Raw genomic sequence first — 24,975 nt, 5'->3', positions numbered from 1 at the left:
AGGTCGACCGAGTTCAGCCGGTCGAGGCGCAGTTCCCCGCGCCCCTGACGGGGCGCCTGGTCGCGCCCACGCGGCGGAGCCGCACAATGTCACAGCCCCGCGCCCCTTACGGGGCGCCACTCACGCCGCCGTCCCCAGCCCGGACCGCACCGCCTCCACCCAACGTGCCCGCAGCGCCTCGTACTCGGCGCGCTCCTCGCGCGTCAGCGTACGGTCGCGGCGCGCCGAGAGGAACGCGCGGATCTCGGCGTTGAGCGCGGCCGCATCACGCCGCGCGGGGGAGGCGGGGGAGTCGGAGGAAGAGGACGGCATGCTCACGAGCGTAGGACGAGGCACTGACAACGGCCCCGGAACGGGGCCGTTGCCGGTCGTCAGCCCACCAGGTCCAGGACCGGCCGCAGTGCGTCGGGCCGCTCCGTGACCGGAAGGTGCTCCACCAGGTGCACCGCGCACCCCACGTCCGCCGCCCCCGCATCCGCGCGCGGGTCGTCCCCGACCATCAGCGCCTCGGCGGGCGGGAGGTGCAGGGCGGCGCACGCCGCCTCGAACAGCCGCGGGTCGGGCTTCTGCACGCCGTGCTCGTAGGACAGGACGTATGCGTCCACCAGTTCGTCGAGACCGTGCGCCCGGAAGACCGGCCGCAGGTCCCAGCCGATGTTGCTCACGACGGCCGTCCGCACGCCCCGCCGGCGCAGCGCGGCCAGCACCTCGGCCGCGTCGGGGTACGGGACCCACGCGGCGGGCTCCATGTGGCGTGCGTAGAGCGCGTCGTAGAGCCGGTCGTCCGGCACCGGCACCCCGCGGGCCGTTCCCGTGTACGCGGCGCGGTGCTGCTCCGCGCTCGTGTCCCGCTGCGCCCACGCCGCGGCGAGATGCGCCGGCACGGGCCGCGGGAGCCGGCCGCCGGGCTGTGCCCCGGCCTCCTCCAGCCGCCGGGCCAGAACCTGCAACTCGCCCTCGTCCAGCCGGATTCCGGTCCGGTCGAGGGCCGCCCGCAGCCACGACTCGGGGGACTCGATGCGGAACAGGGTTCCTGAGAAGTCGAAGAGCACACCTTTGACGGTCATGGCACCAGTGTCCCCGGTCGGTCGCGCGGGACCGGACGCCGGGTAACCGCACCGGATCGCCCCTGATCGTTTTCGGACAATCGGATTCCGGGGTGATTGAGAAAAGGAGGGGCAGGGCAGTGCTTCGGGGCTGCCGATGCGCCGTTGACGGCTGAGTTCCCCGTAAGGGTTCCCGAAAGGCATCGGCATAACGTTCCGAAGTGAGGTAACTGGCAATGGACATTGGGATGTCCGTCGAGGACCGGGAGAATTTTCTCGCCGGTCTGCACGTCGGAGTTCTGGGAGTGGACGACCCGCGGGGCGGGAGTGCCCCGTTGCTCGTCCCGGTCTGGTACGACTACCGCCCCGGCGGCGAGGTGATCGTCCAGACCGGGCGGGACTCCGTGAAGGGCCGGCTCGTCCGCGACGCGGGGCGGTTCAGCCTGTGCGTGCAGGACGAGACGGCGCCGTACCGGTACGTGAGCGTGGAAGGGCCGGTCGTGGCCGTCGAGGACCCGGTGCCGCCGGCCGACCGGGAGGCCCTGGCGCAGCGGTACCTGGACGCGGAGACGGCGCCCGCGTATCTGGAGGCCAACCGGCACCAGCTGGCCGAGGACATTCTCCTGCGCATGCGGCCGCAGCGGTGGCGCACTGCCGATTTCTCGGCGTTCGCGGCGGAGTTCAGCTGAGCCGCGGGCGTAAAGCCGCGGAACGCACCACAGTCCATCACCGGAAACAGGCAGTACGGGAGAGTACCCACCTTGGTGTCGCTCGACACGATCGCCTGCCCCGAGCCGGCTCTGCACGCCGGACGGGGTATGCGCGCACAAGAAACCGCACAAGAAACACGGAATCCGCAGGACTTATGGGATCCGGAGCATTCCGCTGCACCGGATCGCCGCCTTCATGAGGTCTTCGACGCCCGCGCGGAACGTCGCCCGCGCGCGACGGCCGCAGTGCACCACGACCGGACCCTGACCTACGGCGAGCTCAAGGAGCGGTCCGACGCACTGGCAGGCCGGCTGCGCGACGCCGGAGTCCGGCCCGGCGACAACGTCGGCGTGTACGGCGGCCGTTCCCCGGACGCGCTGGTCGCCTTCCTCGGCGTGCTCAAGGCCGACGCCGCCTACGTCCCCCTCGACGACACGTCCCCGCCCCAGAGGCTGCAGGCCATGGCCGAGGACGCCGCAGTGCACACGGTCGTGACGCTCCCGGGCAGCGTCTGCCGCCTCCGGCGGGTGCGCACCCGCGTCGAACTCGACGGCCCGGCGCCCGCCCGGACGGCACCCGCCCCGGACGCCGCGCACCGGCCCGGCCCGGACGACCGCGCCTACGTGATGTTCACCTCCGGCTCGACCGGCCGCCCCAAGCCGGTGGCGATCCCGCACCGCGGCGTGCTCCGGCTGGCCGCGTCCGACCTGGTCACCCAGCGGCCCCGCCCCGGGGACCGGGTGCTCCACGCCTACGGTCTGTCCTCGGACGCCTCCACCATCGAGATATGGGCCGCCCTGCTCGGCGGTGCCTGCCTGGTCCTGGTGGACCGCGAGGAACTGCTGTCCCCCGCCGCACTGGAGGCCCGGCTCCTGGAGGACCGGGTCACCATCGCCTACCTGACCACCGGGGTGTTCCACCACGTCGCGCGCACCAGGCCGCACGCCCTGCGGACGCTGCGGTTCGTCTCGGCGGGCGGCGAGGCCATGGCCCCGGACCTGGCCCGCGCCGTGCTGGACGCCTGCCCGGACACCACGCTGGTCAACTTCTACGGCCCGACCGAGAACAGCGTCGTGTCCACCGCCCACCTGGTGCACGACGTGCCGGCCGGCGCGACCACCGTGCCCATAGGCCGCCCGCTGGAGAACTCCTCGTGCCACGTGCTGCGCGAGGACGGCACCGCAGCGGACCCGGGCGAAGAGGGCGAACTGTTCGTCGGCGGGGACGGGTTGGCCCTGGGATACTTCGGCGACCCGGAACTGACCGCCGAACGCTTCGTCGCCGACCCCGCCGAGCCCGGCACACGGCTGTACCGCACCGGTGACCGCGCCGTCCGGCGCGAGGACGGCGCGCTGGAGTACCGCGCCCGCGCCGACCGCCAGGTCAAACTCCGCGGACACCGCATCGAACTGGACGAGGTCGAGGCCCGGATCCGCGCGGACGAAGCGGTCGGCGAGGCCGTCGTCGAACTGGACGGGGACCTGCTGACCGCGTACGTCACCCCCGCCCGCCCGGACACCGCCGTGCCCGTCGACCGCGTCCGCAAGCACCTCGCCGCCTGGCTGCCCGCAGCCGCGGTGCCGTCCCGGCTGACGGAGATCGCCGAGTTCCCGGTGACGTCCGCGGGCAAGGTCGACCGCAAGCGGCTGCGCGCCCTGGCCGGTTCGGACGACGCCCGACGGCCCGCCCCCGTGCCGCTCTCCGGCCTGCACGCGACGCTGGCCGAGGTGTGGCAGACGGTCCTTGCCGTGCGCCCCGACCCCGGCGACGACTTCTTCGGCCTCGGCGGCGACTCGCTCCTGGCGGCGGAGGCCGTCACCCGCACCCTCACCGCGCTGGACCTCGACCCCCGGCACGGCACCACGCTGATCCACGGCCTGCTGCGCCGGCCCACGCTGGAGGGCTTCGCCTCCGCCGTCGCCGGCGTCCAGGGGCAGGACGACTCCGCCGAGGACCGGGCCGTGGACTTCCGCGCCGAAGGCCGCCTCGGCTTCGAACTGCCGCCGCGGCAGGGGCCCGAAGCGCAGTGGCAGCAGCCCCGGGACGTCCTGCTCACCGGCGCCTCCGGGTTCGTCGGCGCCTTCCTCCTCGACCGCTTCCTGCGCACCACCGGGGCCCGCGTCCACTGCCCCGTGCGCAGCCGCGACGAGGCGCACGCCCGGCACAAGGTGCTCCGGAACCTGGCCCGTTACGGCCTGGCCCGCCCCGAGGACGCCGACCGCATCGTGTGCTTCCCCGCCGACCTCGCCCGGCCCGCCCTGGGCCTGGACCCGGACCGCGCCGAGGAACTCGCCCGGTCCCTCGACCTCGTGGTCCACTCGGCGGCGCAGGTCAACTTCCTCTACCCGTACGAGGCGTTGCGCAGCGCCAACGTCGACGGCACGCGGGAGATCGTCCGGCTGGCGGCCCGCCGCGGGGTGCCGGTGCACTTCCTGTCGACCATCGCGGTGGTGTCCGGATTCGGCACCGCGGGCGTCCGGCACGTCGACGAGGACCTGCCGCTCGACCACGCCGACCGGCTCACCATGGGGTACGCCGAGAGCAAGTGGGTCGCCGAGCAGGTGCTGCAGGACGCCGCGCGCCAGGGCGTGCCGGTGGCGGTCTACCGCCCCTACGAGATCACCGGGGACCGGAGCACGGGCGCCTGCAACACCGAGACCGCGATCTGCTCGCTGTTCAAGACCGTCGCCGAGACCGGGCTCGCCCCCGACATCCGGCTGCCGATGGACTTCGTCCCGGTGGACTACCTGGCCGACGCGATCGTCCACATCGCCACGACACGCCCCGCGGACGGCAGCACCTATCACCTGACGAACCCGCGCCCGGCGGACTTCCACGACATGCTCGGCCGGATGCGCGCCGCCGGTCACGCCGTGCGTGAACTCCCGTACCCGGAATGGGTGGAGGAACTGGTCCGGCACGTGGCGGAGCACCCGACGAGCGCCACGGCGCCGTTCGTGTCGCTGTGCGTGGACCGCAGCAACAAGGCCGACATGTCGGTCAAGGAGATGTACTTCGAGGACACCTTCCCCGCCCTGGGGCGGACCAACGTCGAACGCGACCTCGCCGGAAGCGGTTTGGCGTGCCCGCCGGTGGATGCGGAGCTTCTGGACCGGTACCTGGAGTACTTCTACACGACCGGTTACCTGGAGCGGCCTGCGCCGTAACCGTCGCCACCGCGGCGGCGCTCCTCCCGGCGCCGCCGCGGTGCCGGTCGTCGATCTTCGGACACTTTCCGTGTCCCCGCCCTCGCGGAGCGGCACTACGGTGACGGTCGGTAACTTGCCTGCAGGGCAACGGCGGTGCTGCGTCGCTGGTCATGCGCAGGTGCGTCATCCGGCCTCAATGGCGCGATCACGCCGTGTGGCCGCATGGCCGGAATGATCTCTGCGCGTACGAACGCCCGGTCGGGGCGGTCCATGATTCTCCCTTGTCCCGGCGCGGGGGAGTGGTGAGGCGGCCGGGACGTCCCCTGGTTCCCGTGGCACGGAGAGGTTCATGCCGGTCGAGGTCGTCTTCTTCAACGTCGGTCAGGGCGATTGCACGTTCCTGTGGTTCTACGACAAGCCTGGCGACAAGGTCGGGACGCACGCGGTGCTGATCGACTGCGGTTCGAGCCAGAAGGTCGATCCGCTGAACTCTTTCCGCGGAAAGACCGGAATGGTCGACCGGCTGGACAGTAAAATCGCCGACTACATGGGGCGCTTGAAGAACCCGAATGTGCTGGACTGCCTGATCATCACTCACCCCGATGAGGACCACTTCAACCTCCTCCAGGACATCCTGGTGGAGAGCGGTGATCCGCCTCAGCTGAAGTACCGGATCGACCGGTTCATGTACGGGCTGACTCCCGAGGACTACAAGGAACGCGGCGACAACTTTGTGTGGACCCTGATCCGCCAGTGGCGGAACATTACCGGTCCGTCCGGGCGCCGGGGGATACCGAACAAGCCCGAGTTCGTGACCATGCCCGCAAATCCCATATCGCTGGTGAAGACAACCGGCGGGGCGGAGCTTCTCATGGTCGGGGCCGCGGTCGGTGAGGATCCGAGGAGCAAGAGAAAGAAGCCCCCGAAGAAGTCGGACGAGGACAAGCGCCGGTCCGGCGACAAGGAAGCCATCGCCAACGAGTCCAGTCTTGTGACGTTGCTCCAGGAACCCGACGGGAGCGGAAAACAGCAGCGAGTGCTCCTCATGGCCGACGCGGTGCAGCTCAACGAGGACTACCTCATGCTGGGCGTCGCGGGAGACCTGTTCAAGCGTGAGAGCAAACTGTGGCTCAAGTTGGGCCATCACGGGAGCAAGACATCCAACTCCAAGGAATGGCTGGAGTACACAACTCCCGACGGGCTTTTCGTCAGCACCGGAGTGAAAGTGTTCGCCGGAGGGTCCGGGACCTGCACGAAGAGCAGCATCGACGATCAGGTTCTCAAGACATGGAGCGATGTGCGGAAGAACAACCACATACCTTCCGTGCAGGTGAGTTCTGGGCAGTCGTGGGGTTACGTCGTTCATGACGACTCCAATAAGAACAAGGAATTCGTCTACACGCCGACCACCGAGGGGTTGTTCAGTTCCATGGCGCTCCCTCCGGTGACGGGCGGAGTGAAGGCCGATGGAGACGCGGCCAACTGGCGCGGCGTCGACTGGCATCTGAAGCTGAACGACCCGGCACCCGGCTCCTACGACATCCGGTACGAGTAAGAAGAGGCCCGGCCATGCCCTGGAACATTTCGGATCTGCGCGCCGCGCTGGAACAGGCCGGACGCGACACCCGCCTGCGCGTCGACGCGCAATTACTCGACCTCGCCCCGGCCGGCGACCTGTTCGCCCGGTTCCTTCCGGATTCCGTCCTCGACATCCATGACGTGACGACGGTCGACACGGACGGCCTCCGCATCAGCGGCAGCGTCACGCTCCTGCACCAGACGGCGTCCGCCGCGGACGTCGTGTTCCTCGCCGACGAGAACGACAAGACCGTGGCCGGTATCCGCGTCGACGTCGTCCTCACCCCGGACGGCCCCGGACTCCCCGCGGAACTGAAGGCGATCCCGTCCGCGCTGGAGCGCATCGGACTCGGCCCGCTGCACCTCGTCTTCGGCGTCGAACCCGGCATCGGCGACGACGCCCCGACCGCCGCAATCGGCTGCGGCGTCGAGCTGCTGTTCCCCGACGGGAAGGTGTCGCCCCGGCCGTACGTCTGGGGCTACCCGCCCCAGAACACGTACCAGAGCTGGCAGCTCGCAGGGGTGTTCCCCGGCATCCCGCTGGCCTCTCTGGATGCCCTGCTGCCCTGGGCCGGACTGCCCGGCGGCAGCTTCGACCTGCTGCCCGCCGAGGCGACCGGTGGCGCCTCCCTCCAACTGACGGACATTTCCGTCAACTTCGACCCCAAGGGCCCGCGATGGCTCGCCGCCGGCCTCGGGCTGGCACTGGACACGACCTGGGAACCGCTCCCCGGCGTGCTCAAGCTGGACAAGCTCACCGCCGACTTCTCCGTGGTGAACCCGCACGGCTCCCGTCCCGCCGTGGCGGCGGTGCTCGGTGGCAGCGTCACGCTCGCCGACAAGGTGACCGTGGACGTCGGACTGAGCCTCCCCGACCGCTCCCTGACCGGGACCCTGCGCACCCCGCTGCCGCTGGGCCACCTGCTCACCGACCGCTTCCCGGGCGTACCGGTGCCCGCCGAACTGACCGTCAGCCGCCTGGAGCTGGGCGCCGAACTCGGACGGGACACCTCCTGGGGCTACGGCGTCGAGCTGGAGATCCAGGACGTCTGGAAAGCCGGCGACGACTTCGCCCTCTCCGACGTCACACTGGTCCTCAGGCACCAGAACGACACGACGTCCGCCGAGGCGACGGCCGCCTGGAAGCTGGGCGACGCGACCGTGGACGTGTATGGGTCGTGGGCAACCGGCGCGGGGTGGAAGTTCTCCGCCGAGGTCACCCACCTCGGACTGGGCGACGCCTTCGCCGCGTTCGGGATCCAGGCACCGCCGGTCCTCCAGGGCGTGACCATCGAGCAGTTGACGGTCACGTACGACAGCGCGGCGAAGAAGTTCGGGCTGCACGCGAAGGCCGAGTTCCCGCTCGGTACGGCAGCAGCGGACCTCGACGTCACCGTGGAGCTCACCAAGCGCACCGACGGCCAGCCCGGTTACGACCAGGAGTACGCAGGCACCCTCACCCTGCAGATCGCCGAAGGCCACACGCTGACGTTCACCGTCAAGGACGTGCAGCAGGCCGAGTTCACCGCCACCTGCACCGACTCCAAGGGCGTCTCCTTCGCCGACCTCGCCCGCATCCTCGGCGTCACCGACCCGTCCGCCGGCCAGGTGCTGGCCGCGCTCGGCACCCTGAACGAGATCACGGTCGCGTACGCCTCCGCCCGCAAGGCCATCGTGCTCGCGGCCGAGGAGACGAACGGCAGCTCGCTGGTCGTCGTCTCGGACAAGCCTTCCGAGGGCAGCCGCGCATGGGCCGTCCGGGCCGGGCTGGGCCTGGACGTCCGGCTCTCCCAAATCCCCCTTCTCCAGGGGCAGATACCCGACGCCGAGGACGTCGGCCTCTGCGGGCTCGGCGCCCTGGTCGCCTCCGAGAAGCTGGACGCCGCCCGTGTCACCGAGCTCAACAAGGCCCTGACCGCCGCCGGCGCGAAGCTTCCCCAGCTGCCCGCCGACGGGCTGGCCAAGGGCATGGCGTTCACGGTCGACCTCAAGCTGCCGGGCCGCACCGGGACGACGTCCCTCGCCGTCCGGGGCGGCGGCGGGCAGAGCGGTGACACCGGCGACAAGACCAAGGCCGTGGCAACAACGGCCGTGCAGGCGACTGGCACCGGCCTCCCCCTGGTCGCCTGGATCGGCGTCCAGCGTTCCGCCGGCCCCCTCACCCTGCGCCGCGTCGGCGCCGGTTTCGCCGACGGCACCGTGTGGGTGCTCTTCGACGCCTCCCTCGGCATGGCCGGCCTCACCATCGGCGTGGACGGGCTCGGCCTGGGCGTCGAGCTGGCCCACCCCACGGTCCCGCACTTCCGGCTCGACGGACTCAGCGTCGGCTACTCCCGCCCGCCGCTGGCGATCGAGGGCGCGCTGGTCGTCAAGGAGGACAAGGACTACGACCCGCTGGTCGAGGGCATACTCGCCGTCCACGCCGAGGAGTTCGGCCTCACCGCCATGGGGGCGTACGCACGCCCCACCGCGCACCCCGGCCAGTCGTCGTTCTTCGTCTTCGGCAAGGCGAACGGCGAGTTCGGCGGGCCGCCGCCCGTCCAGATCACCGGCTTCTCCGCGGGCTTCGGCTTCAACACCGACCTGCGGCTGCCCGACGGCGACAAGGTGCTGGAGTTCCCGTTCCTCCAGGACCTGACGACCGCCGACCCGCTCCAGGTCCTGGAGAAGCTGATGGGCGGGGACGACCCCTGGGTCCGCCCGGCGAGTGGCGAGGTGTGGTTCGCGGCCGGACTGGACTTCCGGATCTTCGAGTTCCTCGACGGGCAGGCGCTGCTGGTCCTGGAGGTCGGCAACGACTTCGCGGTGGCGGTGCTCGGCACGGCCGCGGCGCAGTTCCCCAAGGAAGGGACCCCGTACGCGCGCGTGCAGCTGGGGCTCTCGGCCAAGTACCGGGCCAGCGAGGGCATCCTGAAGGTGACCGCGCAGCTCGCCCCCGGCTCGTTCCTCCTGGACGAGAACTGCGTGCTCACCGGCGGATTCGCGCTCTACACCTGGTTCGAGGGCGCGCACGCCGGGGACTTCGCCTTCACCCTGGGCGGGTACCACCCCAAGTACCAGGTGCCCGCGCACTATCCGCAGGTGCCCCGCCTCGGCTTCAACTGGCCCGTCACCTCCGAACTCACCATCAGCGGCGGCTCGTACTTCGCCCTCACCCCGGGCGCGATCATGGCCGGCGGCGCGCTGGACGTGAACTACCGTGCCGGCGACCTGCACGCCTGGCTGACCGCGTACGCCGACTTCCTCATCGAATGGGCGCCGCTCCACTTCGACGCGGACATCGGCATCAGCATCGGCGTCAGCTACGTCCTCGACCTGGGACTGTTCCGCGAGACGATCAGCGTCGAGGTCGGCGCCTCCCTGAAGCTGTGGGGACCGCCGACGGCCGGTGAGATCACCGTCCACCTCTGGTTCATCTCCTTCACCATCGGCTTCGGCGACAGCAGCGCCCGCGACGACAAGGCCGCCCCCTGGACGGACGTGGTCCAGCAACTGCCCCCTGCGAAGGACGCCGTCCGGCTGGTGCCCCGGGAGGGGCTGATGCCCGCCAAGGACGAGAACGGGATGTGGGTGGTCACCCCCGGCGCCTTCTCGTTCGCCGTCCGCACGGCCGTCCCGCTCTCGAAGCTGAGCCTGGCGAAGGACTCCGGCTCCTCCCAGGACGTCACCGGCGCGACGGTCGACATCCGCCCCCGCCGCGACGACGGCAAGAACCTGGACTCGGTCCTCACGGTCAAGCTCACCAAGGGCGACGTCGTTCACGACCTCAGTGCGTGGTACGCCGGTGACGCGGCACGGAACCGGGCGAGCCTGCCCGCCGCCCTGTGGGGTGAGTACGACGGCAAGTTGACGGTCAACAGCACCCAACAGGTGGAAGACCAGCTGACGGGCGTCGACCTGCGGCTGCCGCTGCCCGAACAGCACGTCACGGCCGGGCACATCAAGGCCGGCACGATCGCGTTCGACGAGCGGAAACCGGACGGGATCCTGCCGCTGCACAAGCCCGCCCCTGCTGCGCAGCCGGCGGCGGTGGTCCTCGTCGCCCGTTCCGCACCGATGCCGCGGAACGTGGGCGCGATCACCGGCGACATGACCGGCACCCTCGTCGACCAGTCCCGCGACCGGCTCTTCGCCGCAATGGACTACCTGGCGGTGAGCCCCGGCACCAACGAGCGGCTGACCGCCACCGACGGGCTGGTGGCCGGTGACATCGACGCGAAGCCGGACCACTCCGTTCCCGGTACGCCGACCGCGAGCGAACGCCTCTACGTGCTGGGCGAGTCGAGGACCGTGACGCCCGTCGACGCGGAGAGTCTGACGGCGTACGAGCCCTTCACGACGGCGTACCCGAACCCGACGTACCTCGCCGTCGCCCCCGACGGCACCCGGCTGTTCGTCGCCGACTCCGCCTCACAGCACGTCGACGCCTTCGACATCTCCGCCAACCCGCCGGGGAAGGCGGTCGACACGACCACCGGATCCCCGGTGTGGCTGGCGCAGAACGTGCGCGGCGCGTCCTTCTCGCCCGACAGCAAGTGGGCGTACGCGACGTACGCGCAGCCCAACCAGCTGGAGATCCTCGACCTCCGTGACGGGGCACCGTCGGTCAAGCACACCTACGGCACGGACAACAAGGCGCCCGCCGACGTCGCGCCCGCCCTGCCGTGGGACGACGGGCACCAGGCGGTGTACATCGCCCAGCCCGACGACGGCACCGTCCTCGTGCTGAACGTCGCCAACCTGCAGAACCCCATGCCCATCGGCGATCCGCTGCCCGCCGGGCCCGCCCCCACCCGCCTCGCCGTGGCCCCCAACGGCCGCTGGCTGTACGCCCTCAACGCAAGCCGGTCCACGGTGACCGTCGTCGACGTCGCGACCCGGAAGATCGTCACCACGCTGCGGACCGGCACGCGTCCGAGTGCCCTCGCCGCCTCTCCGGACGGCAAGCGCCTCTACGTGGCCAACGCCACCACCGGCACGGTGTCCGTGTTCGACACGACGGGCAACCTGCCGCAGGAGGCGGGCGATCCGGTGTGGGTCGGCCCGCAGCCCATCGCGCTCGCGGTCTCCACCGCGAGCGACCGGCTGTACGTCGTCCGCGCGAAGAACAAGGCCCTCCAGGTCGTGGACGTCGCCGGCCCCGAGCCGGTCCTGCTCGACGCCATCGTTCACCTCACCGACGACCCGGTGGCGATCGCCGTCACTGTGCCGCCGCCGGCCGAGAAGAACACCCGAACCACCGAAGGCGGTACGGCATGAGCCACCCCGAGTACGCCCCGGATCCCGACCCGTCCCTGGACGTGCAGTTCATCGACTCGCTCGTGCCCCAGGTCACCGCCGGGCGCTACACCCTCACCGCGCACCAGACCCTGACCCGCAACGGGACCCGGGTCGACGACGACGGCTATCTGGATCACGGGGCGGAGCAGGACATAGAGGTCCGTGCCCCGCGCTTCACCGTGCAGCCGGACTGGATCCACGGCGCCTACCCGACGCCGGGCGCCACCGGCCTCTACGACGACGTCCTGCCGCACGTCACCCTCGACCGGGCGACCCTGCCGTGGGAGCGGGACGAGAGGGCGAACGGCGCGCCCTTGCCCTGGGTGGCCCTCCTCGTCCTCGGCGAGGGCGAGTTGCCCGGCGACCCGCACTGTCTGGGGCAGACCGAGACGAAGACGGTGGACCAGCTGACCGGCACCGAGGCCGGGGTCGTCCTGCCCGCCTTCGACACGCAGACGGACCCCATCGCGCCCGACGACGGGCCGAAGACCTGCCGCACCATCCGGGTGCCCGGGTCCGTCTTCCACGCCGTTGCGCCCACCGCGGCCGAACTGCCGCTGCTGACCCACGTCCGCCGGGTCAACGAGCAGCATCAGGGAGTGGCCCTCGGCGACGACCTGATCCAGGTCGGCGACTACGCCGTCGTCGTCGGCAACCGGCTGCCCCGCGCGGCCGGCGGCCGGTACGTCGCGCACCTGGTGTCCCTGGAGGGCTGGCAGTCCCGCCTGCCCGACGGCACCAAGGAGACCTACGACGGCCCCGACGAAACGCTGCGGCTGATCTCGCTCTGGTCCTGGTCGTTCGAGACGATCCCGGACCACGCGCCCGGATTCGCCGCGCTCACCGAGCACTTCGTCGATACGGAGGGCGCCGACGGCTCCGCGTTGCTGCTGCGCGTGCCGCCCGGCGACCGGCCGCTGTCCGGTGACGACCAGACGGAGGTGGCCGACCGGCTCCGGGACGGCTACCTGCCCGTCTCCTGCCACACCGAGTCCGGGCACGCCACCTTCGCCTGGTACCGGGGCCCGCTCGTCCCGCAGTCCGTCAAGCCGCAGGCCGACCGTGACCGGCGGCGCTGCGCGGCCGAGGCACTGATCCACCTGGAGCAGTACGGCATCTACGACGTCAGCCTCGCGACCGCGTTCACCGCGGGCCGCGGAGTCGCCCTGTCCGACCACCAGTTCGGCGCGGCGCTGCTCCGGCTGCGCGGCAAGGTGCAGCGGGCGAAGGACCGGAACACGGGGGCGCGGGCGCGGATCGAGCACCTGGTGACCAACGGCCTGGCCGGCCACCTGCACCAGGTGATGACCGCTCCCGCTCCCGCTGCCGCCCGGGACGCGTCACCCATGGCCGTCACACCCGTACCGCCGCGCGACGACGCCCCGCCCGTCGACCCCCACGACGAGGACCTCGTCCTCGTCCGCAACCGGCTGCTCGGCCTGCGGAACCTGGAGGGCGTCCCGTTCGCCCACCTCGTCCCCGACACCCGCATGCTGCCGGCCGAGAGCCTGCGCTTCTTCCACGTGGACCCGAACTGGACGGCCACCCTGCTCGACGGCGCGCTCAGCGTCGGACTCGCCCACTCCTTCGACATGAAGGCCGACGAGCTGGTCTTCGGCCCGGACGGCCAGGCCCCGCTGCCCGAGCCCGCCGGGCCGGTCACCGGCCTGCTGATCCGCTCCGAACTGGTCAGCGGCTGGCCCGCGTTGGAGATACGGCCCTACGACGGCGGGCAGAAGCTGACCGTCCTGCGCCGTGAGGCGCTCGCGGACGACGTCCTGCTCGTCCTCGTCGACGGCGTACCGACCCGAGTGGAGATCACCGAGCCGCAGCAGGGCGTCCACTTCGGCATCGACGAGCTGCAGCAGGGCGGCAACAGTGACGACCCCGTCGACGACGGGGTGATCAACCTGCGGTACCTCACGGGCGAGGACATCGGGAAGGAGATTCCCGGCAAGCACTTCCCGGAGACCCCCGGCCTCCGTTCCTTCCTGCGGGACACGGGAGCCGGCAGCCCCGACACCGTTCTCAGCGTCTCGCGCCTGGCAGCCGGGCTGAAGGGCGCACTGGCCCTCGACCACGACCTGACGTCCGGCGAGTTCGCCATCCAGATGATCAACGCCGCACAGCGCCGTACCTTCACCGCCGCATCCGTTATGACAGGAGACCACTGCAATGGCTGACCGAGACGACACCCTCATCGTCCCGGTGACCGTGGACGCCCTGGTGGTCAACAAGGACGTACGTGAGCAGGGCGGGCGGGGCTTCCGGCGCTGGCAGCCCAACTTCAACCTGCTGCGCCACAACCGCACCCCCGAGCCGGACCCCTTCACCAACGAGGAGTGGTGGAACGCCCACGAGGACGGGGAGTCCGACGACGCGTACAAGAAGCACGACGGCGTGTACGTGCGCTGGGAGCTTCCCGAGGCGCTGCGGCAGGGAGCCGCCGGTACGGCCGGCGGCGGCATGCAGTTCCCCCTCGTGCCCAACCGCTGGCTGGTCGTCCGGCAGGCGGACGGGCACCCGACGGCGGGCTGGGTGGTCGAGAGCGACTACCTGGACCCGGAGAAGGGCACGTCGCGCTTCCTGCACCCGCTGAAGTCCGGGATCACCGAGCCGGAGAGGACCCCGTACCGCTCGACCCTCGTGACGACCAAGATCGGCCGGGCGCAGGGGATCGGCGCCGACGGCACGGCGTGGGCCGAGCCCACGGACGAGTCCCGCAAGGAGCTGTTCCTCACCGCGGTCGGCCCGGGCGTCATGACCTTCCACGTCTACCAGCCGTACCACGAGAACGTCTTCTCTCTGCACGACCCGCTGGACGGCATCAAGGATGCCGACGCCACCCTCAACTACCAGGTCGTCGGCTGGTATTCGGACCTCGCCAAGGAGGAGCTGGTCTCCCGCCTGAACAAGGGCGGGACGGTGGAGTCCGTCCTGGCCTCCCTCGGCTGGACCGTCGCAGACCTGCCGAAGGGGTGGAAGCCGGACAGCACGACGTACTGCGGCCGGGCCGTCGGAGTGCAGTGGAAGCACGCCGAGGTCCCGGACTCCGACCGCCCGGAGAAGGAGGACGTCAAGAAGAAGATCGCGATCGGCAGCAGCGCGGACGAGGCGTACGCCGCACTGATCGCCGACCTCGGCCGGCACACCCACCTCGCTCCCGCCGACCACGAACTCCTGCACGCCCTCAGCCGTGACCTGCTGGACGTCCTCGACGGACTCGACGGCTCGTTCGAGGCGGCCGAGGCCCTGCACAAGGGCTGGTTCCAGCAACTGCCCGGCGGCTATGCGTGGCGGCTCGCCGACACCTCCGACAAGGGCAACACCTCCGGCGACCCGAAGTCGGTCACCTGGTCCGGTGCGGCGGCCGCAGGCGAGCAGTGGCTGGCGGAGCTCAACTCCGCCCAGTCCGACCACGACCGGGCCGTGCGCGAACTCGCCTCGCTCCAGCAGCGGTTGTACGCGCTGTGGTGGATGCACGGCCTGCCGCTGATCCCGCCGCAGTACACCCGCGAGGAGCTCCGCGCCGAGATCGACCTGTCCAACGAGCACGGCCTGGCCTTCGAGGTGGCCAGGCGGCTGGAGCAGGTCAAGGCGCTCCGGGCGGCGGTCCCGCACGGTGCGGACGGCCCGGAGCTGGAGCGGTCCCTCGCCGCGTACCGCGCGAAGCATCCTCTGGACGCCGTCTACGAGGTCCGCCGGGAGACGCTGCCGCCGTTCCACCAGGTGACCGACCCGACGGTGCTGCTGGCCGGGGCGAAGAACCACACGGCGCACCAGCCGCAGACGACCGGATCCTCGCTGCTCTGCCGCATGCCCTGCGAGATCGTCGACCGCGACAAGCCGAACCCGTACACCGACCTCAAGACGGGCGGCCTGCCGGCGGTCGCGGCGGAACTGCTCAGCGAGTTCGCCTTCCTCCTCGACCCGCACAACGCGGGCAGGATCCCGGCCGGCATCGCCCCGCAGCCCTGGCGGCAGCCGTGGAAGCCGTTGCTGTTCCAGTGGCGGGTCAAGCACTGGCCCGTCCCCTACGGCAGCGCGGCCTCTCCCAACTGGCAGTTCGACGGCACCACATACCGGTGGACGAGCGGCTCGCCGGCCGAACCGGTCGAGGTGACCGGCCGCCGCTTCCTCGTCCCCCTCGTCCAGCAGACCCTGAGCAGCAAGCTTGAGCAGTACGCCAAGGACCACCCGGACGCGGAGGTCACCAAGGCGTTCCAGGACGCCGCGGCGCAGATCAAGGATCTCGACCTGCTCTCGCAGCGGCTCGACGGGCTCACCGACGCGTTCGCCCTGCGGGACCCCGCGCCCAACCTCAGCCCGCCCGGCCGGATCGGCGAGCTCGTCGGGGACGCATACCGTCACCTGCCGGATGCCGGGGCGCTGCCCGAGCCGTTCAAGGGCTGGCTGCCGTCCGGGTTCACCCAGATCCGGTCCGGACAGCTCGCGCTCAGCGCGCTCAGCGTCGTGGACGAGTTCGGCCAGACCCTGGACGTCCTGCTGCCCGGCGACGCGGGCTTCCTGGAGCCGAAGGTGGGCGACAGCCTGCAGCCGGGCCCGAAATTCGCCGACGACCAGCTCACGGAGCGCTTCGCCCAGCTCCCGCCGCGGCTGCTCCAGCCGGCCCGGCTGCGGTTCGACTTCGTCGACGAGCACGACGACAGCCGGCTCGTCGACCTGAACGCGAAGACCACACCGGTGGGCGCCTGGATCGTCCCCAACTACGTCGACCGCTCGCTGCTCTGCTACGCGCCGAACGGCGAGCCGCTGGGCGAGCTGCGCCTCGAACTGACGGAGGACACGAGCGGCGTGTCCACGGTGGTGGGCTGGGGTCCGCTGCCCGACGCGCGGATCCGGGATATCGGGCAACTGCAGGCCGAGCGGCCCCAGTTGTACGCGTTCGCCCGCGAGCTGACGGCCAAGGGCCCGGGCGCCTTCGCCGACCTGATGGCGACGATCGACGGCGCGCTGGCCGGGATCGACCCCGGCAACCCGTACGGCGACGAGGTGCTCGGTGCACTCCTGGGCCGGCCCCTGGCCCTGGTCCGCGCCCGGCTCGGCTTCGAGCTGGACGGCCTGCCGGTCGGCGACCCGGGCTGGCAGTACGCGCGCGACTGGCGCACCGTCGCCGCGTGGGACCGGCGCCCGGACGGGCAGCCGGCACCGCCGCAGCTGGCCCACCTCGACTACCGGTGGCCCGTCCGCCTCGGCAACGCCGGGCAGAAGGGCGACGGTCTGATCGGCTACTTCTCCGAGTCGGACTACTCGACGTTCTATGCCGTGACGACGCCGGACGAGGACACGCACACGGCCGCGCAGACGGACTACGTGGCCGGGATCGGCGAGGCCAACTGGCCGCGCCTGCCCGCCGATTCCACGACTCAGACGCACATGACGCTGCTGCTGGACCCGCTGGCGACCGTCCACGCCACCACGGACGTGCTCCCGGTGACGGACCTCCAGCTGCCGACCCGCTTCACGCGCGCCGCGCTGGCGGCGATGCAGGTGGCGTTGCGGCTCAGCCCCGTACTGACCACGACGCGGAAGCGTCCGGCCGGCAGTGCCCTGGCCCTGCCGCATCCCACGTCGCCGCAGGGCACCTGGGACTGGGCCGAGCTGACCCCCGCCTCCGAGTGGGCGCACCAGCCGATCGTCCAGATCGACCAGAACGCCCGGCTGGACGAGGACGGCCCCGTCGTCCGCACCGGCTTCCTCCGCCTGACCGGCGGCTTCGACACCAAGTGAAAGGACCCGACTTCGTGAACGCGCCGGACATCGGCAAGCCCCTGCTCGACTACGCCCTCATCAGCGAGCCGTTCCCGCTCTACGCGGCGACGAAGGACGCCCCGACCACCACCCTGCACATCGTCGTCTCCAACGGCGGCGGCAGCACGGTGTACTGCAGGGAGATCGTCTTCTCCCTTCCGCACGGCGACCTGGCGCAGAGCCTGGTGACCGCCACGTCGGGCGACGGCGATGCGAGTGCCGCCGACTGGACGGTGTCACCGATCCAGAAGGGTGCGGACATCGTCGTCCCCGAAGGGGACTACGCCAACTTCGTCGCCAAGGCGCCGGAGGGCGGGGCGAAGGTCGACGCTTCCGGCATCACCATCACCCTGAAGAACCTCAGCATCAGCACGATGCCGGGCACGGCCCGGGTGGAGGTCCGCGAGACGGCCACGCTGGACGCGGGCAACTGGCCGGTCAGCCCGGGGTTCGTGACGCTTCCGATCACCAAGTTCCCGGCGCCGCTGATCCCGGTGCAGGCGGTGTGCGACTTCCGCGCGGACAACCTGGAGGTGGCGTCGGGCGGTTCGGTGCGGCTGACGTGGAACGGCCCGTCGACGCTGGAGTACACGGTCCTGCACGGCGGCGGTGCGGCACCGGTCGACGGTCAGAAGGACAAGACCACGGACCACGAGTGGAAGGGCACGGTCGTCCGGGACACGACGTTCCTGCTGTCGTACGTCACGGGTGACACGACGCACTACCTGACGACGGCGGTCACGGTGACCGATCCGAAGCTTGAGGGTCTCCACGTGAAGCAGGACGCTTCTGTCGAGGGCGACTTGAAGGTCGGTACCCTGGCGGCCACCGACGACATCACCACCAAGGCCCACTTCATCGACCCCGACGGCCGTCCGCTGCGGAGCAACTGACGTGGCCGGAAAAGTCACCGTCAGCGGAAACGTCACCCTGGGCAAGGGCGGCCACTACACGATCCTCAACCCCCAGGGCAGCAAGGACGAGTCCTTCGCGGTCCCGGCGGGTGTCACTCTGCTCCACCTCGACCTGCGGGGTGCTGCCGGACAGTCCACCGGAGGAGTCGACGGCGGCAGGGGCGCGAGCATCAAGGCCCTGCTGTACGTGAACCCCGGCGACCAGATCACCGTCAGCATCGCCCGCGACGGCGCCACGGGCGCTGCGGCCAGGGTCTCCCACAACGGCACGCTGATCGCGGGTGCGGGCAGTGGCGGGGAGGCGGGCGGGAAGGGCGGTGACGGGGCCGGCGGTGGCAGCGGTTGGAAGGGCGGCGACGGCTCCAAGACCGGTGGTGGTGGAGGAAGCGCCGGTGGCGGCGGTTCGGGAGGCAGCGGCGGCGGGGGAGGGGACGCGGGCGTGGTCTCGGCCACCGGTGATCCGGCTATCGGGGGCAGCCCGGGCGGCCAGGGGTCGGGCGGAAGCGACGGCAGCGGTGGTGGAGGGGGCCACGACGGCTCGTGGTGGGGTGCGTACCACCCCGGTTGGGGTGGTAGCGGCGGAGGCGCCGGAACGACATCCAACGCCGGCAGCGGTGGCAAAGCCAACGACTCCGACACCGGCAACGGAAGTGGCGGGAGCGGACAGCAGGGTGGCTCCGGGGGATCGGGGGCATCGGACGGAGACCACGGTGGCGGCGACGGTGGCTCCGGCGGCAACGGCGGTTCCGGCGGCCAGGGCGGCCGGGCCGGTGCCAACGGAAGCGCGAAGGCCCGGTCAGCCGACGGAAGCACAGGTCAGTCCGGCTTCGGCGGTGGCGGCGGCGGTGGCGGCGGCTGGGGTGCGGGCGCGATCTGGTTCTCCGGCGGTGGCGGCGGAGGCGGTGGCGGTGGTGGCGCCGGCGGGTCCGGCGGCCACGGCGGCCCCGGTGGCGACAGCTATTTCGACGCCACCCGGGCCACGCTGATCGCCGCCGCCGCGGACAACACCGGCAACGCGGCCGTCACCGTCTCCTGGGGGAACTACACGGTCCCGTCCTGACCGGCCCGGTCAGCCGGACGCCGGGGCCAGGCCGAGCGCGGCCTGCAGTCTGCCGAGCATGCCGGGCGGGCGGTCCGCCGCCCCCCGGGCGTGCTCGCAGGTGCGCATCAGGCTGGCCAGCATCTCCGCCACCTGCTCCTCGTGGGTGGAATAGTTCGTGCGGGCGAGCAGGCGGTGGATGAGCTGCGGGTCCAGGTCGCGCAGGAGCCGGTGGAGCTGGCCGTCGTGCTCGGTCACCGAGTGGTGGTCGAAGAGGATGTGGCTGATCTCGTGCAGCACGATGTGTTCCTGGTGCAGCCGGGTGGTGTGCTCCTCGTAGAAGATGTGGTCGTCGGTCGCAGTGGCGAGCCACAGTCCGTAGGCGCCCGCCCGGACGGCCTGCATCGGCATCGGGTGCAGGTGCAGCGGGCGTTCGCGCAGGGCGCGGACATGGCGGCAGAGGGCTTCGACGGAGAACGGGCGGGGCGGCCCGACCCGGTCCAGTACGTCCTGACAACATCGGCGCAGATCTGCGATCGGCTGAGGCATGGCTGCTTCCCGTCCCCCGAGTCCTGGGCAGCGGTGATAGAGGGCGTGCGCGCGCGGAGGCATCGGTTCTCCCGGCCTGTGGGAGCGAACGCGGCGCCGGGGACAGGGCCGGCTGTGCTCACCGACCGCCCGGCGGTGCCTTCGTCCCGGTGTCGTCGTCATCGATGGGCGAGAGGTTCTGGACCTTGCGCGCTTCGTTGACCATGGTGATGAGCGCGTCGAGGCTGGCCGGGGAGAGCCCCTCGGCGCGCAGTGCGAGGTTGCGCACCTTCGCGTCGCGCAGTGCGACGGCCAGGGCCAGCTGGGCGTCGATCCGCTCGGCCGCCTCGTCGTTCAGGAAGTACTCCGGGGGCACCCCGAAGAACTCGGCCAGGACGTCCAGTTGCTCCAGGGTGACGTTGCGCTTCTTGCCGGTGGCCAGTTCCCACAGGTACGTGCCGGAGATGGTGCCGCCGGTCTTCTCGGATATCTCCTTGGCGAGCCGGCTGTACCCGGGGCGCTTGCGCTCGTCCGGATAGATCGTGGCGATCAGCGTGTTGAGCCGCTGGTCGAACTTGCGCACCAGGGGCCGGCCGGGCCGGTCCGGTGCCGCTTCGCTGCCGCCCATGCTCTGTTCTCCGTCTTCGCTGATGGCCGGCCCACTGCTCCGGCCCGCTGCCGTAGGCGTCCGTTGTCCGGAAAACCATCCAACCATCCGCCACTGTTGACAATCGAGTCTTCGGGCAGCGTACGCTCGGGCTCCGCAGTATCCGCTGAAGTGGACAGTGAACGTGGAGGCTTCCGGCCGTGCCCAGTGGGCCGCGGGTGGGGCGAAGGGGAGTGTTCATGGGCCGCGACATGTCCTTTCGTGTACTCGGGCCACTCGACGTGGCGGTCGGCAGCAGAAAAGTCCCGATACCCGGCGGCAGGCTGCGCAGCCTGCTCGCCGCTCTCCTGGTGAACGCGGGGGACACCCTCACCCCCGAGGACCTCGTCCACTCCGTGTGGGGCAACTCCCTGCCCAGGCAGCCGCGTCCGGCGCTGCACACGGCGATGACCCGGCTGCGGCAGGGGCTGGACGGCGGGGGCGCGGACCTCTCACGGCTGCTGCACACCTCGGCCGGCGGATACCGCCTCGACGTGCCGCCGGGCTCCCTCGACCTGCACCGCTTCCGGCAGTTGACACAGCGGGCGCGCACCGCCGGCCGCCTCGGCGACCTGGAGTGCGAGCGGAGCCTGCTGGCCGACGCCCTGGTGCTGTGGCGCGGCCGGCCCCTCGCCGACGTGCGGTCCGAGGAGCTGCACCGCGACGTGGTGCAAGGGCTCACGGAGGAGGGGATCAGGACGCGGGAGCGGTACCACGACGTGTGCCTGGAACTGGGCCACCATGACGAGATCGTCGCGGACCTGCGCACGCTCACCGCCAAGTTCCCCTTCCACGAACGGCTCTGGCACCAGCTGATGCTCGCCCTCTACCGCTGCGGCCGCAGGGGCGAGGCCCTGGAGGTGTACGCCGAGGTGCGCGGCTTCTTCCGGGACGAGCTCGGCGTCGACCCCGGCGCCGACCTGCACCGGCTCCACCTCGCCATGCTCCGCACCGACGGCAGCCTCCTCGCGTGCGGCGCCTGACCGCCGCCCCCGCCGGCGCACGAGCACGACGGTGACCGCCCCGAGCAACAGCACACCGGCAGTCACGCCGAGCGCCCCGGCCCCGCCGAGCCGGGCCGCAAGGCGTCCGTACGACGCCCCGGCCACGTACCCCGCGCCGGCCTCCGCGCTCGCCCAGACCGTCGCCGCCGCCAGGCTGTACGGGGCGAGCTGCCGGTAGCGCAGTCCGGCCGCGCCGGCCAGGTACGGCGCGAACGTGCGTACCACCGGCACGAACCGGCAGACGAGCAGGGCCGGTCCGCCGCGCCGCCGGATCAGTCCGGCCACCCGCTCCCGGGCCGCGGCCGGCACCCTGCGCCCCAGCCGGCCGTGCAGCAGCCCGTCCGAGAGCCGCCGCCCCGTGCGCTGGGCCGCCAGATCGCCCGTCACCACGCCGGTGACGGCCGTCGCGATCACCAGGGGCAGGTGCAGCGCCCCCGCCCGGGCCAGCGCGCCCGCGCACACCAGCAGGCTGAGCGTGGGCACGAACGAGCCCAGGACCAGGACCGATTCGAGGAGCACCAGGCCGAACACGGTGGCGTAGGCCGCCGACGGCGGTACGTCCGCCAGGAGTTCGGCGGGCAGCCGCATCAGGCCGCTTCCGCGTACCGGCCCGGCTGCTCCGGGGTCCGCAGGTGCCACACCCGGGCCGGCGGCAGGTTGCGCCACACCACGCTCTGCCGCCCGCCGTGCTGCCGGGCGAACGTGTCGAGGACCGCGCCGACCTCACGGTGCCGGGCGGCCTCCGTGCGGCTGCTGAAAGCGGTGCGCAGGGCGTGCGTGCCGAGGTAGGCGAAGAAGGTCAGATGCCCCCCGGGCACCAGTACGGACAGATAGCGGTCCAGGATCGAACGCACGAGATCCGGGGCGAAGTTGGTGAACGGCAGGCACGAGACGATGACGTCGTAGTCCCGGTCCAGCCGCATCTCGGTGATCGACCCGGACAGGATCCTGATCCGGTCCGCCGCCGGTGCGAGCACCGGATCGGTGCGCAGCGATCCGGACAGGATCTCCACGAAGCGAGGGTTGATCTCGACGGCGTCCAGCCGGTCGGCCGGTCCGGTGAGTGCGGCCAGCGCCCGCGTCACCGGGCCCGTCCCGGCGCCCACCTCCAGCACCGCCGCGGGGCGCCGCACCATCGACGAGGGCCACATCGGGGCGGCCAGCCGGTCGGCGAGGTGCCGGCTGCTGGGCGCGACGGCCCCCGTGGTGCGGAAGGTGCGGGCGGCCTCGCGCAGGAAGAGGGGCCTGGGGGTGGCCGGGGGCTGCGGATTCACGTGCTTCAGATCCATGCCCCCGACGCTAGGAAGCGGCGCGAACCGTGCCATCGGCTGTCGGTCGGCGCACACACCGTACGAAAGTAGGGGGTCTTGATCGCCCGTTGACGGATGGGGGAACAGCCGTGGACGCCTACGCTTTACCCGTGCTGAGCGCGGACGTTCGGAGATGGCCCTGGTGGGCGGAGGCCCTGTTGGTCGCCCTGGTGGGCGAGTTGGCGGTGCAGACCGCCGTGGTCGGGGCCGACGGCGATCCGTTCGACCCGCGGGTCACGGTCGCGGCCGTCGCGAGCCTGTCGCTGCTCCTGAGGTACCGGCTCCCCGCCGTCACGGCGGGCGTCACCACCGCCGCGGCCGCCTGGCTCGGCGACCCGATGCCGCTCCTGGTCGCCGTCTTCTACTTCGCCTCCCGGGGCTGGATCGCGGCCGGCGCGCTGTGCGCGGTGGCGGCGCTGATCGGCAATCACTTCCTGCAGTCCGGTGAACTCCTCTGGAGCGTCCGCTCCTACGGCCCCGTCATGCCGTTCGGCCTCGCCCTCGTCCTCGGGATGTGGGCGAGCAGCAGGCGCCGGCTCGTCGCGAGCCTCACCGCCCAGGTGGAGCAGCTCCGCGTGGAGCGCGAACTGCGCGCAGAACAAGCCAGACTGAACGAACGGGCCCGCATCGCGGCCGAGATGCACGACGTCCTCGCCCACCGCCTGAGCCTGATCGCCCTCTACGCCGGTGCGCTCCGCCGGCGCGCCCACGAACTCCCCGAGCCGGTCGCCGAACGCATCGCCCAGCTGCGCACCACCTCCACGGAGGCGCTCGGCGACCTGCGCGACGTCCTCGGGGCGCTCCGCGACCACGAGGACGGGGGCCCGCGGACGCCGGGCCTGCAGAAGCTGACCGAGCTGCTGGACGAGGCCCGTGCGGTGGGTCAGCGCATCGAGGCCGACGTCCGGGGCAGCGCCGACGGCCTCCCGGCCAGCCATCAACTCGCCGTGCACCGCCTCGTCCAGGAGTCCCTCACCAACGCCCGCAAGCACGCGCCGGGCGCCCCGGTGCGGGTCAGCGTGCAGTACGGCCCGCCCCTGTCGACCGTCGAGGTCGGCAACGGCCCGGGTCCGGTGTCCCGGGAGCCGGTGGTGACCAGCGGATACGGTCTGATCGGGCTGGCCGAGCGGGTCGCCGCCCTGAACGGCAGGCTGCACTACGGCCCGTCCGGCTCCGGCGGCTGGAGCGTCGCCGCGGAACTCCCCGTGGACCAGACCGCCGAGGCCCGTACCGCCGGGGGGACGGCGTGATACGCACCCTGATCGTCGACGACGACCGCCTGGTCCGGCTCGCCCTCGCCGACATCCTCGACGACGACCCGGAGATCACGGTCGTCGCCCAGGCCGGCGACGGACGGGAGGCCCTCGAACTGGCCGCCGCGCAGAGCATCGACGTGGCGCTGATGGACGTGCGGATGCCCCGCCTGGACGGCATCGCCGCCACGCAGCGGCTGCGGGCACTGCCCCGGCCGCCGCAGGTCGTCATGCTCACCACCTTCGACCTGGACCAGTACGTGTACGACGGGCTCGCCGCGGGCGCCTCGGGCTTCCTCCTCAAGGACGCCGACCCCGCCGACATCGTCCGGGCCGTCCACGTCGTCGCCGAGGGCCAGGCCATGCTGCACCCGTCGGCCGCCCGCCGCCTCGTCGACCGTTACCACCGCACGGCAGGCGGCCGGGTGCAGGCCGCCAGGGCCCGGATCGAGCGGCTGACCCCGCGCGAGCGGGACGTGCTGGAGCTGCTGGCCGACGGGGCGTCCAACGCGGAGATCGCCGCCGTCCTGGGCATGCGGGAAAGCACGGTGAAAGCCCACGTGAGCCGCATCCTGGCCGCACTCGAAGTGGGCAACCGGGTACAGGCCGCGCTGTGCGTGCGGGACGCGGGACTGCACGGGGGCAACTCCCGGTGATTCCCGGCGGCTTGCGGTGAAAGCGGTCTGAAACCGAGGTGTAAGAGGCCGTCCCTAATGTGGGGTCCACCGGGATCCGAACGGATGGG

General features: G+C 71.6%; 17 protein-coding genes and 1 pseudogene. 12 read left to right on the top strand and 6 right to left on the bottom strand.

Going from position 1 to position 24,975, the window contains the following annotated elements:
- Positions 1 to 120: 120 nt before the first annotated feature.
- Together ACWD4B_RS08475 and ACWD4B_RS08470 are read right to left on the bottom strand one after the other, a co-directional pair.
- Positions 121 to 312, bottom strand: a complete 192-nt coding sequence (locus tag ACWD4B_RS08475; RefSeq protein WP_451420077.1) for a hypothetical protein — start codon at positions 310 to 312, stop codon at positions 121 to 123.
- Between the two features lie 59 nt (positions 313 to 371).
- Complete coding sequence (locus ACWD4B_RS08470; RefSeq protein WP_451420076.1) at positions 372 to 1,067, bottom strand: HAD family hydrolase; 696 nt, start codon at positions 1,065 to 1,067, stop codon at positions 372 to 374.
- 215 nt (positions 1,068 to 1,282) lie between these two features.
- On the opposite strand from ACWD4B_RS08470, the gene ACWD4B_RS08465 reads away from it, so the two are divergent.
- The 8 genes from ACWD4B_RS08465 to ACWD4B_RS08430 all read left to right on the top strand — a co-directional run bounded on the left by ACWD4B_RS08465 (position 1,283) and on the right by ACWD4B_RS08430 (position 19,510).
- Complete coding sequence (locus ACWD4B_RS08465) at positions 1,283 to 1,735, top strand: pyridoxamine 5'-phosphate oxidase (RefSeq protein WP_451420075.1); 453 nt, start codon at positions 1,283 to 1,285, stop codon at positions 1,733 to 1,735.
- Between the two features lie 129 nt (positions 1,736 to 1,864).
- Positions 1,865 to 4,924 carry an amino acid adenylation domain-containing protein gene (locus tag ACWD4B_RS08460; RefSeq protein ID WP_451420074.1) on the top strand — a complete coding sequence of 1,020 codons (3,060 nt, stop codon included), beginning with the start codon at positions 1,865 to 1,867 and terminating at the stop codon, positions 4,922 to 4,924.
- 331 nt (positions 4,925 to 5,255) lie between these two features.
- Positions 5,256 to 6,461: a hypothetical protein gene (locus ACWD4B_RS08455; protein WP_451420073.1), complete on the top strand. Its 1,206-nt coding sequence runs from the start codon at positions 5,256 to 5,258 to the stop codon at positions 6,459 to 6,461.
- A gap of 14 nt (positions 6,462 to 6,475) precedes the next feature.
- Positions 6,476 to 11,743 (top strand): DUF6603 domain-containing protein, encoded by a 5,268-nt coding sequence (locus tag ACWD4B_RS08450; RefSeq protein ID WP_451420072.1) that lies wholly within the window; start codon positions 6,476 to 6,478, stop codon positions 11,741 to 11,743.
- Positions 11,740 to 13,947, top strand: coding sequence for a hypothetical protein (locus tag ACWD4B_RS08445; protein ID WP_451420071.1), 2,208 nt, complete (start codon positions 11,740 to 11,742; stop codon positions 13,945 to 13,947). The genes ACWD4B_RS08450 and ACWD4B_RS08445 overlap by 4 nt, the downstream gene beginning before the upstream one ends.
- On the top strand, positions 13,940 to 17,515 hold the full coding sequence (locus ACWD4B_RS08440) for a hypothetical protein (protein ID WP_451420070.1): 3,576 nt from the start codon (positions 13,940 to 13,942) through the stop codon (positions 17,513 to 17,515). The genes ACWD4B_RS08445 and ACWD4B_RS08440 overlap by 8 nt, the downstream gene beginning before the upstream one ends.
- Before the next feature lie 14 nt (positions 17,516 to 17,529).
- The gene (locus ACWD4B_RS08435; protein ID WP_451420069.1) at positions 17,530 to 18,429 is read left to right on the top strand and encodes a hypothetical protein; all 900 of its coding nucleotides are present in this window, start codon (positions 17,530 to 17,532) and stop codon (positions 18,427 to 18,429) included.
- Between the two features lies 1 nt (position 18,430).
- Positions 18,431 to 19,510 (top strand): hypothetical protein, encoded by a 1,080-nt coding sequence (locus ACWD4B_RS08430; RefSeq protein ID WP_451420068.1) that lies wholly within the window; start codon positions 18,431 to 18,433, stop codon positions 19,508 to 19,510.
- A 9-nt stretch (positions 19,511 to 19,519) separates the two neighbouring features.
- On the opposite strand, the gene ACWD4B_RS08425 is transcribed toward ACWD4B_RS08430, so the two are convergent.
- Together ACWD4B_RS08425 and ACWD4B_RS08420 are read right to left on the bottom strand one after the other, a co-directional pair.
- The gene (locus ACWD4B_RS08425) at positions 19,520 to 20,038 is read right to left on the bottom strand and encodes a hypothetical protein (RefSeq protein WP_451420067.1); all 519 of its coding nucleotides are present in this window, start codon (positions 20,036 to 20,038) and stop codon (positions 19,520 to 19,522) included.
- 118 nt (positions 20,039 to 20,156) lie between these two features.
- Positions 20,157 to 20,645, bottom strand: coding sequence for a helix-turn-helix domain-containing protein (locus ACWD4B_RS08420; protein WP_451420066.1), 489 nt, complete (start codon positions 20,643 to 20,645; stop codon positions 20,157 to 20,159).
- A gap of 230 nt (positions 20,646 to 20,875) precedes the next feature.
- Here ACWD4B_RS08420 and ACWD4B_RS08415 point away from each other — a divergent pair, with 230 nt between their 5' ends.
- Both ACWD4B_RS08415 and ACWD4B_RS08410 read left to right on the top strand, forming a co-directional pair.
- Positions 20,876 to 21,646, top strand: coding sequence for an AfsR/SARP family transcriptional regulator (locus ACWD4B_RS08415; protein WP_451420065.1), 771 nt, complete (start codon positions 20,876 to 20,878; stop codon positions 21,644 to 21,646).
- A 31-nt stretch (positions 21,647 to 21,677) separates the two neighbouring features.
- Positions 21,678 to 21,845 carry a hypothetical protein gene (locus ACWD4B_RS08410; RefSeq protein WP_451420064.1) on the top strand — a complete coding sequence of 56 codons (168 nt, stop codon included), beginning with the start codon at positions 21,678 to 21,680 and terminating at the stop codon, positions 21,843 to 21,845.
- Here ACWD4B_RS08410 and ACWD4B_RS08405 read toward each other — a convergent pair.
- A pseudogene (locus ACWD4B_RS08405) lies at positions 21,833 to 22,255 on the bottom strand (DedA family protein); the annotation flags it as partial. The gene ACWD4B_RS08410 and the pseudogene ACWD4B_RS08405 sit on opposite strands and share 13 nt — an antisense overlap.
- Complete coding sequence (locus ACWD4B_RS08400) at positions 22,255 to 22,956, bottom strand: class I SAM-dependent methyltransferase (RefSeq protein ID WP_451420063.1); 702 nt, start codon at positions 22,954 to 22,956, stop codon at positions 22,255 to 22,257. The pseudogene ACWD4B_RS08405 and the gene ACWD4B_RS08400, both read right to left, overlap by 1 nt.
- A gap of 131 nt (positions 22,957 to 23,087) precedes the next feature.
- Here ACWD4B_RS08400 and ACWD4B_RS08395 point away from each other — a divergent pair, with 131 nt between their 5' ends.
- Together ACWD4B_RS08395 and ACWD4B_RS08390 are read left to right on the top strand one after the other, a co-directional pair.
- Complete coding sequence (locus ACWD4B_RS08395; protein WP_451420062.1) at positions 23,088 to 24,227, top strand: sensor histidine kinase; 1,140 nt, start codon at positions 23,088 to 23,090, stop codon at positions 24,225 to 24,227.
- Positions 24,224 to 24,886 (top strand): response regulator, encoded by a 663-nt coding sequence (locus tag ACWD4B_RS08390; protein ID WP_451420061.1) that lies wholly within the window; start codon positions 24,224 to 24,226, stop codon positions 24,884 to 24,886. Before ACWD4B_RS08395 ends, ACWD4B_RS08390 begins: the two co-directional genes overlap by 4 nt.
- The last annotated feature ends 89 nt before the right edge of the window (positions 24,887 to 24,975 follow it).

The sequence above is a fragment of the Streptomyces sp. NPDC002536 genome (assembly GCF_053594995.1).
This window is presented reverse-complemented; position numbering and strand designations above follow the sequence as displayed.

What these genes read in the sequence shown, in the direction of transcription:
- ACWD4B_RS08450 (WP_451420072.1), top strand. Translation starts at nt 6,476, where the DNA reads ATGCCCTGGAACATTTCGGATCTGCGCGCCGCGCTGGAACAGGCCGGA.
- ACWD4B_RS08470 (WP_451420076.1), bottom strand. Translation starts at nt 1,067, where the DNA reads ATGACCGTCAAAGGTGTGCTCTTCGACTTCTCAGGAACCCTGTTCCGC.
- ACWD4B_RS08460 (WP_451420074.1), top strand. Translation starts at nt 1,865, where the DNA reads ATGCGCGCACAAGAAACCGCACAAGAAACACGGAATCCGCAGGACTTA.
- ACWD4B_RS08440 (WP_451420070.1), top strand. Translation starts at nt 13,940, where the DNA reads ATGGCTGACCGAGACGACACCCTCATCGTCCCGGTGACCGTGGACGCC.
- ACWD4B_RS08445 (WP_451420071.1), top strand. Translation starts at nt 11,740, where the DNA reads ATGAGCCACCCCGAGTACGCCCCGGATCCCGACCCGTCCCTGGACGTG.
- ACWD4B_RS08420 (WP_451420066.1), bottom strand. Translation starts at nt 20,645, where the DNA reads ATGGGCGGCAGCGAAGCGGCACCGGACCGGCCCGGCCGGCCCCTGGTG.
- ACWD4B_RS08415 (WP_451420065.1), top strand. Translation starts at nt 20,876, where the DNA reads ATGTCCTTTCGTGTACTCGGGCCACTCGACGTGGCGGTCGGCAGCAGA.
- ACWD4B_RS08455 (WP_451420073.1), top strand. Translation starts at nt 5,256, where the DNA reads ATGCCGGTCGAGGTCGTCTTCTTCAACGTCGGTCAGGGCGATTGCACG.
- ACWD4B_RS08475 (WP_451420077.1), bottom strand. Translation starts at nt 312, where the DNA reads ATGCCGTCCTCTTCCTCCGACTCCCCCGCCTCCCCCGCGCGGCGTGAT.
- ACWD4B_RS08465 (WP_451420075.1), top strand. Translation starts at nt 1,283, where the DNA reads ATGGACATTGGGATGTCCGTCGAGGACCGGGAGAATTTTCTCGCCGGT.
- ACWD4B_RS08425 (WP_451420067.1), bottom strand. Translation starts at nt 20,038, where the DNA reads ATGCCTCAGCCGATCGCAGATCTGCGCCGATGTTGTCAGGACGTACTG.
- ACWD4B_RS08400 (WP_451420063.1), bottom strand. Translation starts at nt 22,956, where the DNA reads ATGGATCTGAAGCACGTGAATCCGCAGCCCCCGGCCACCCCCAGGCCC.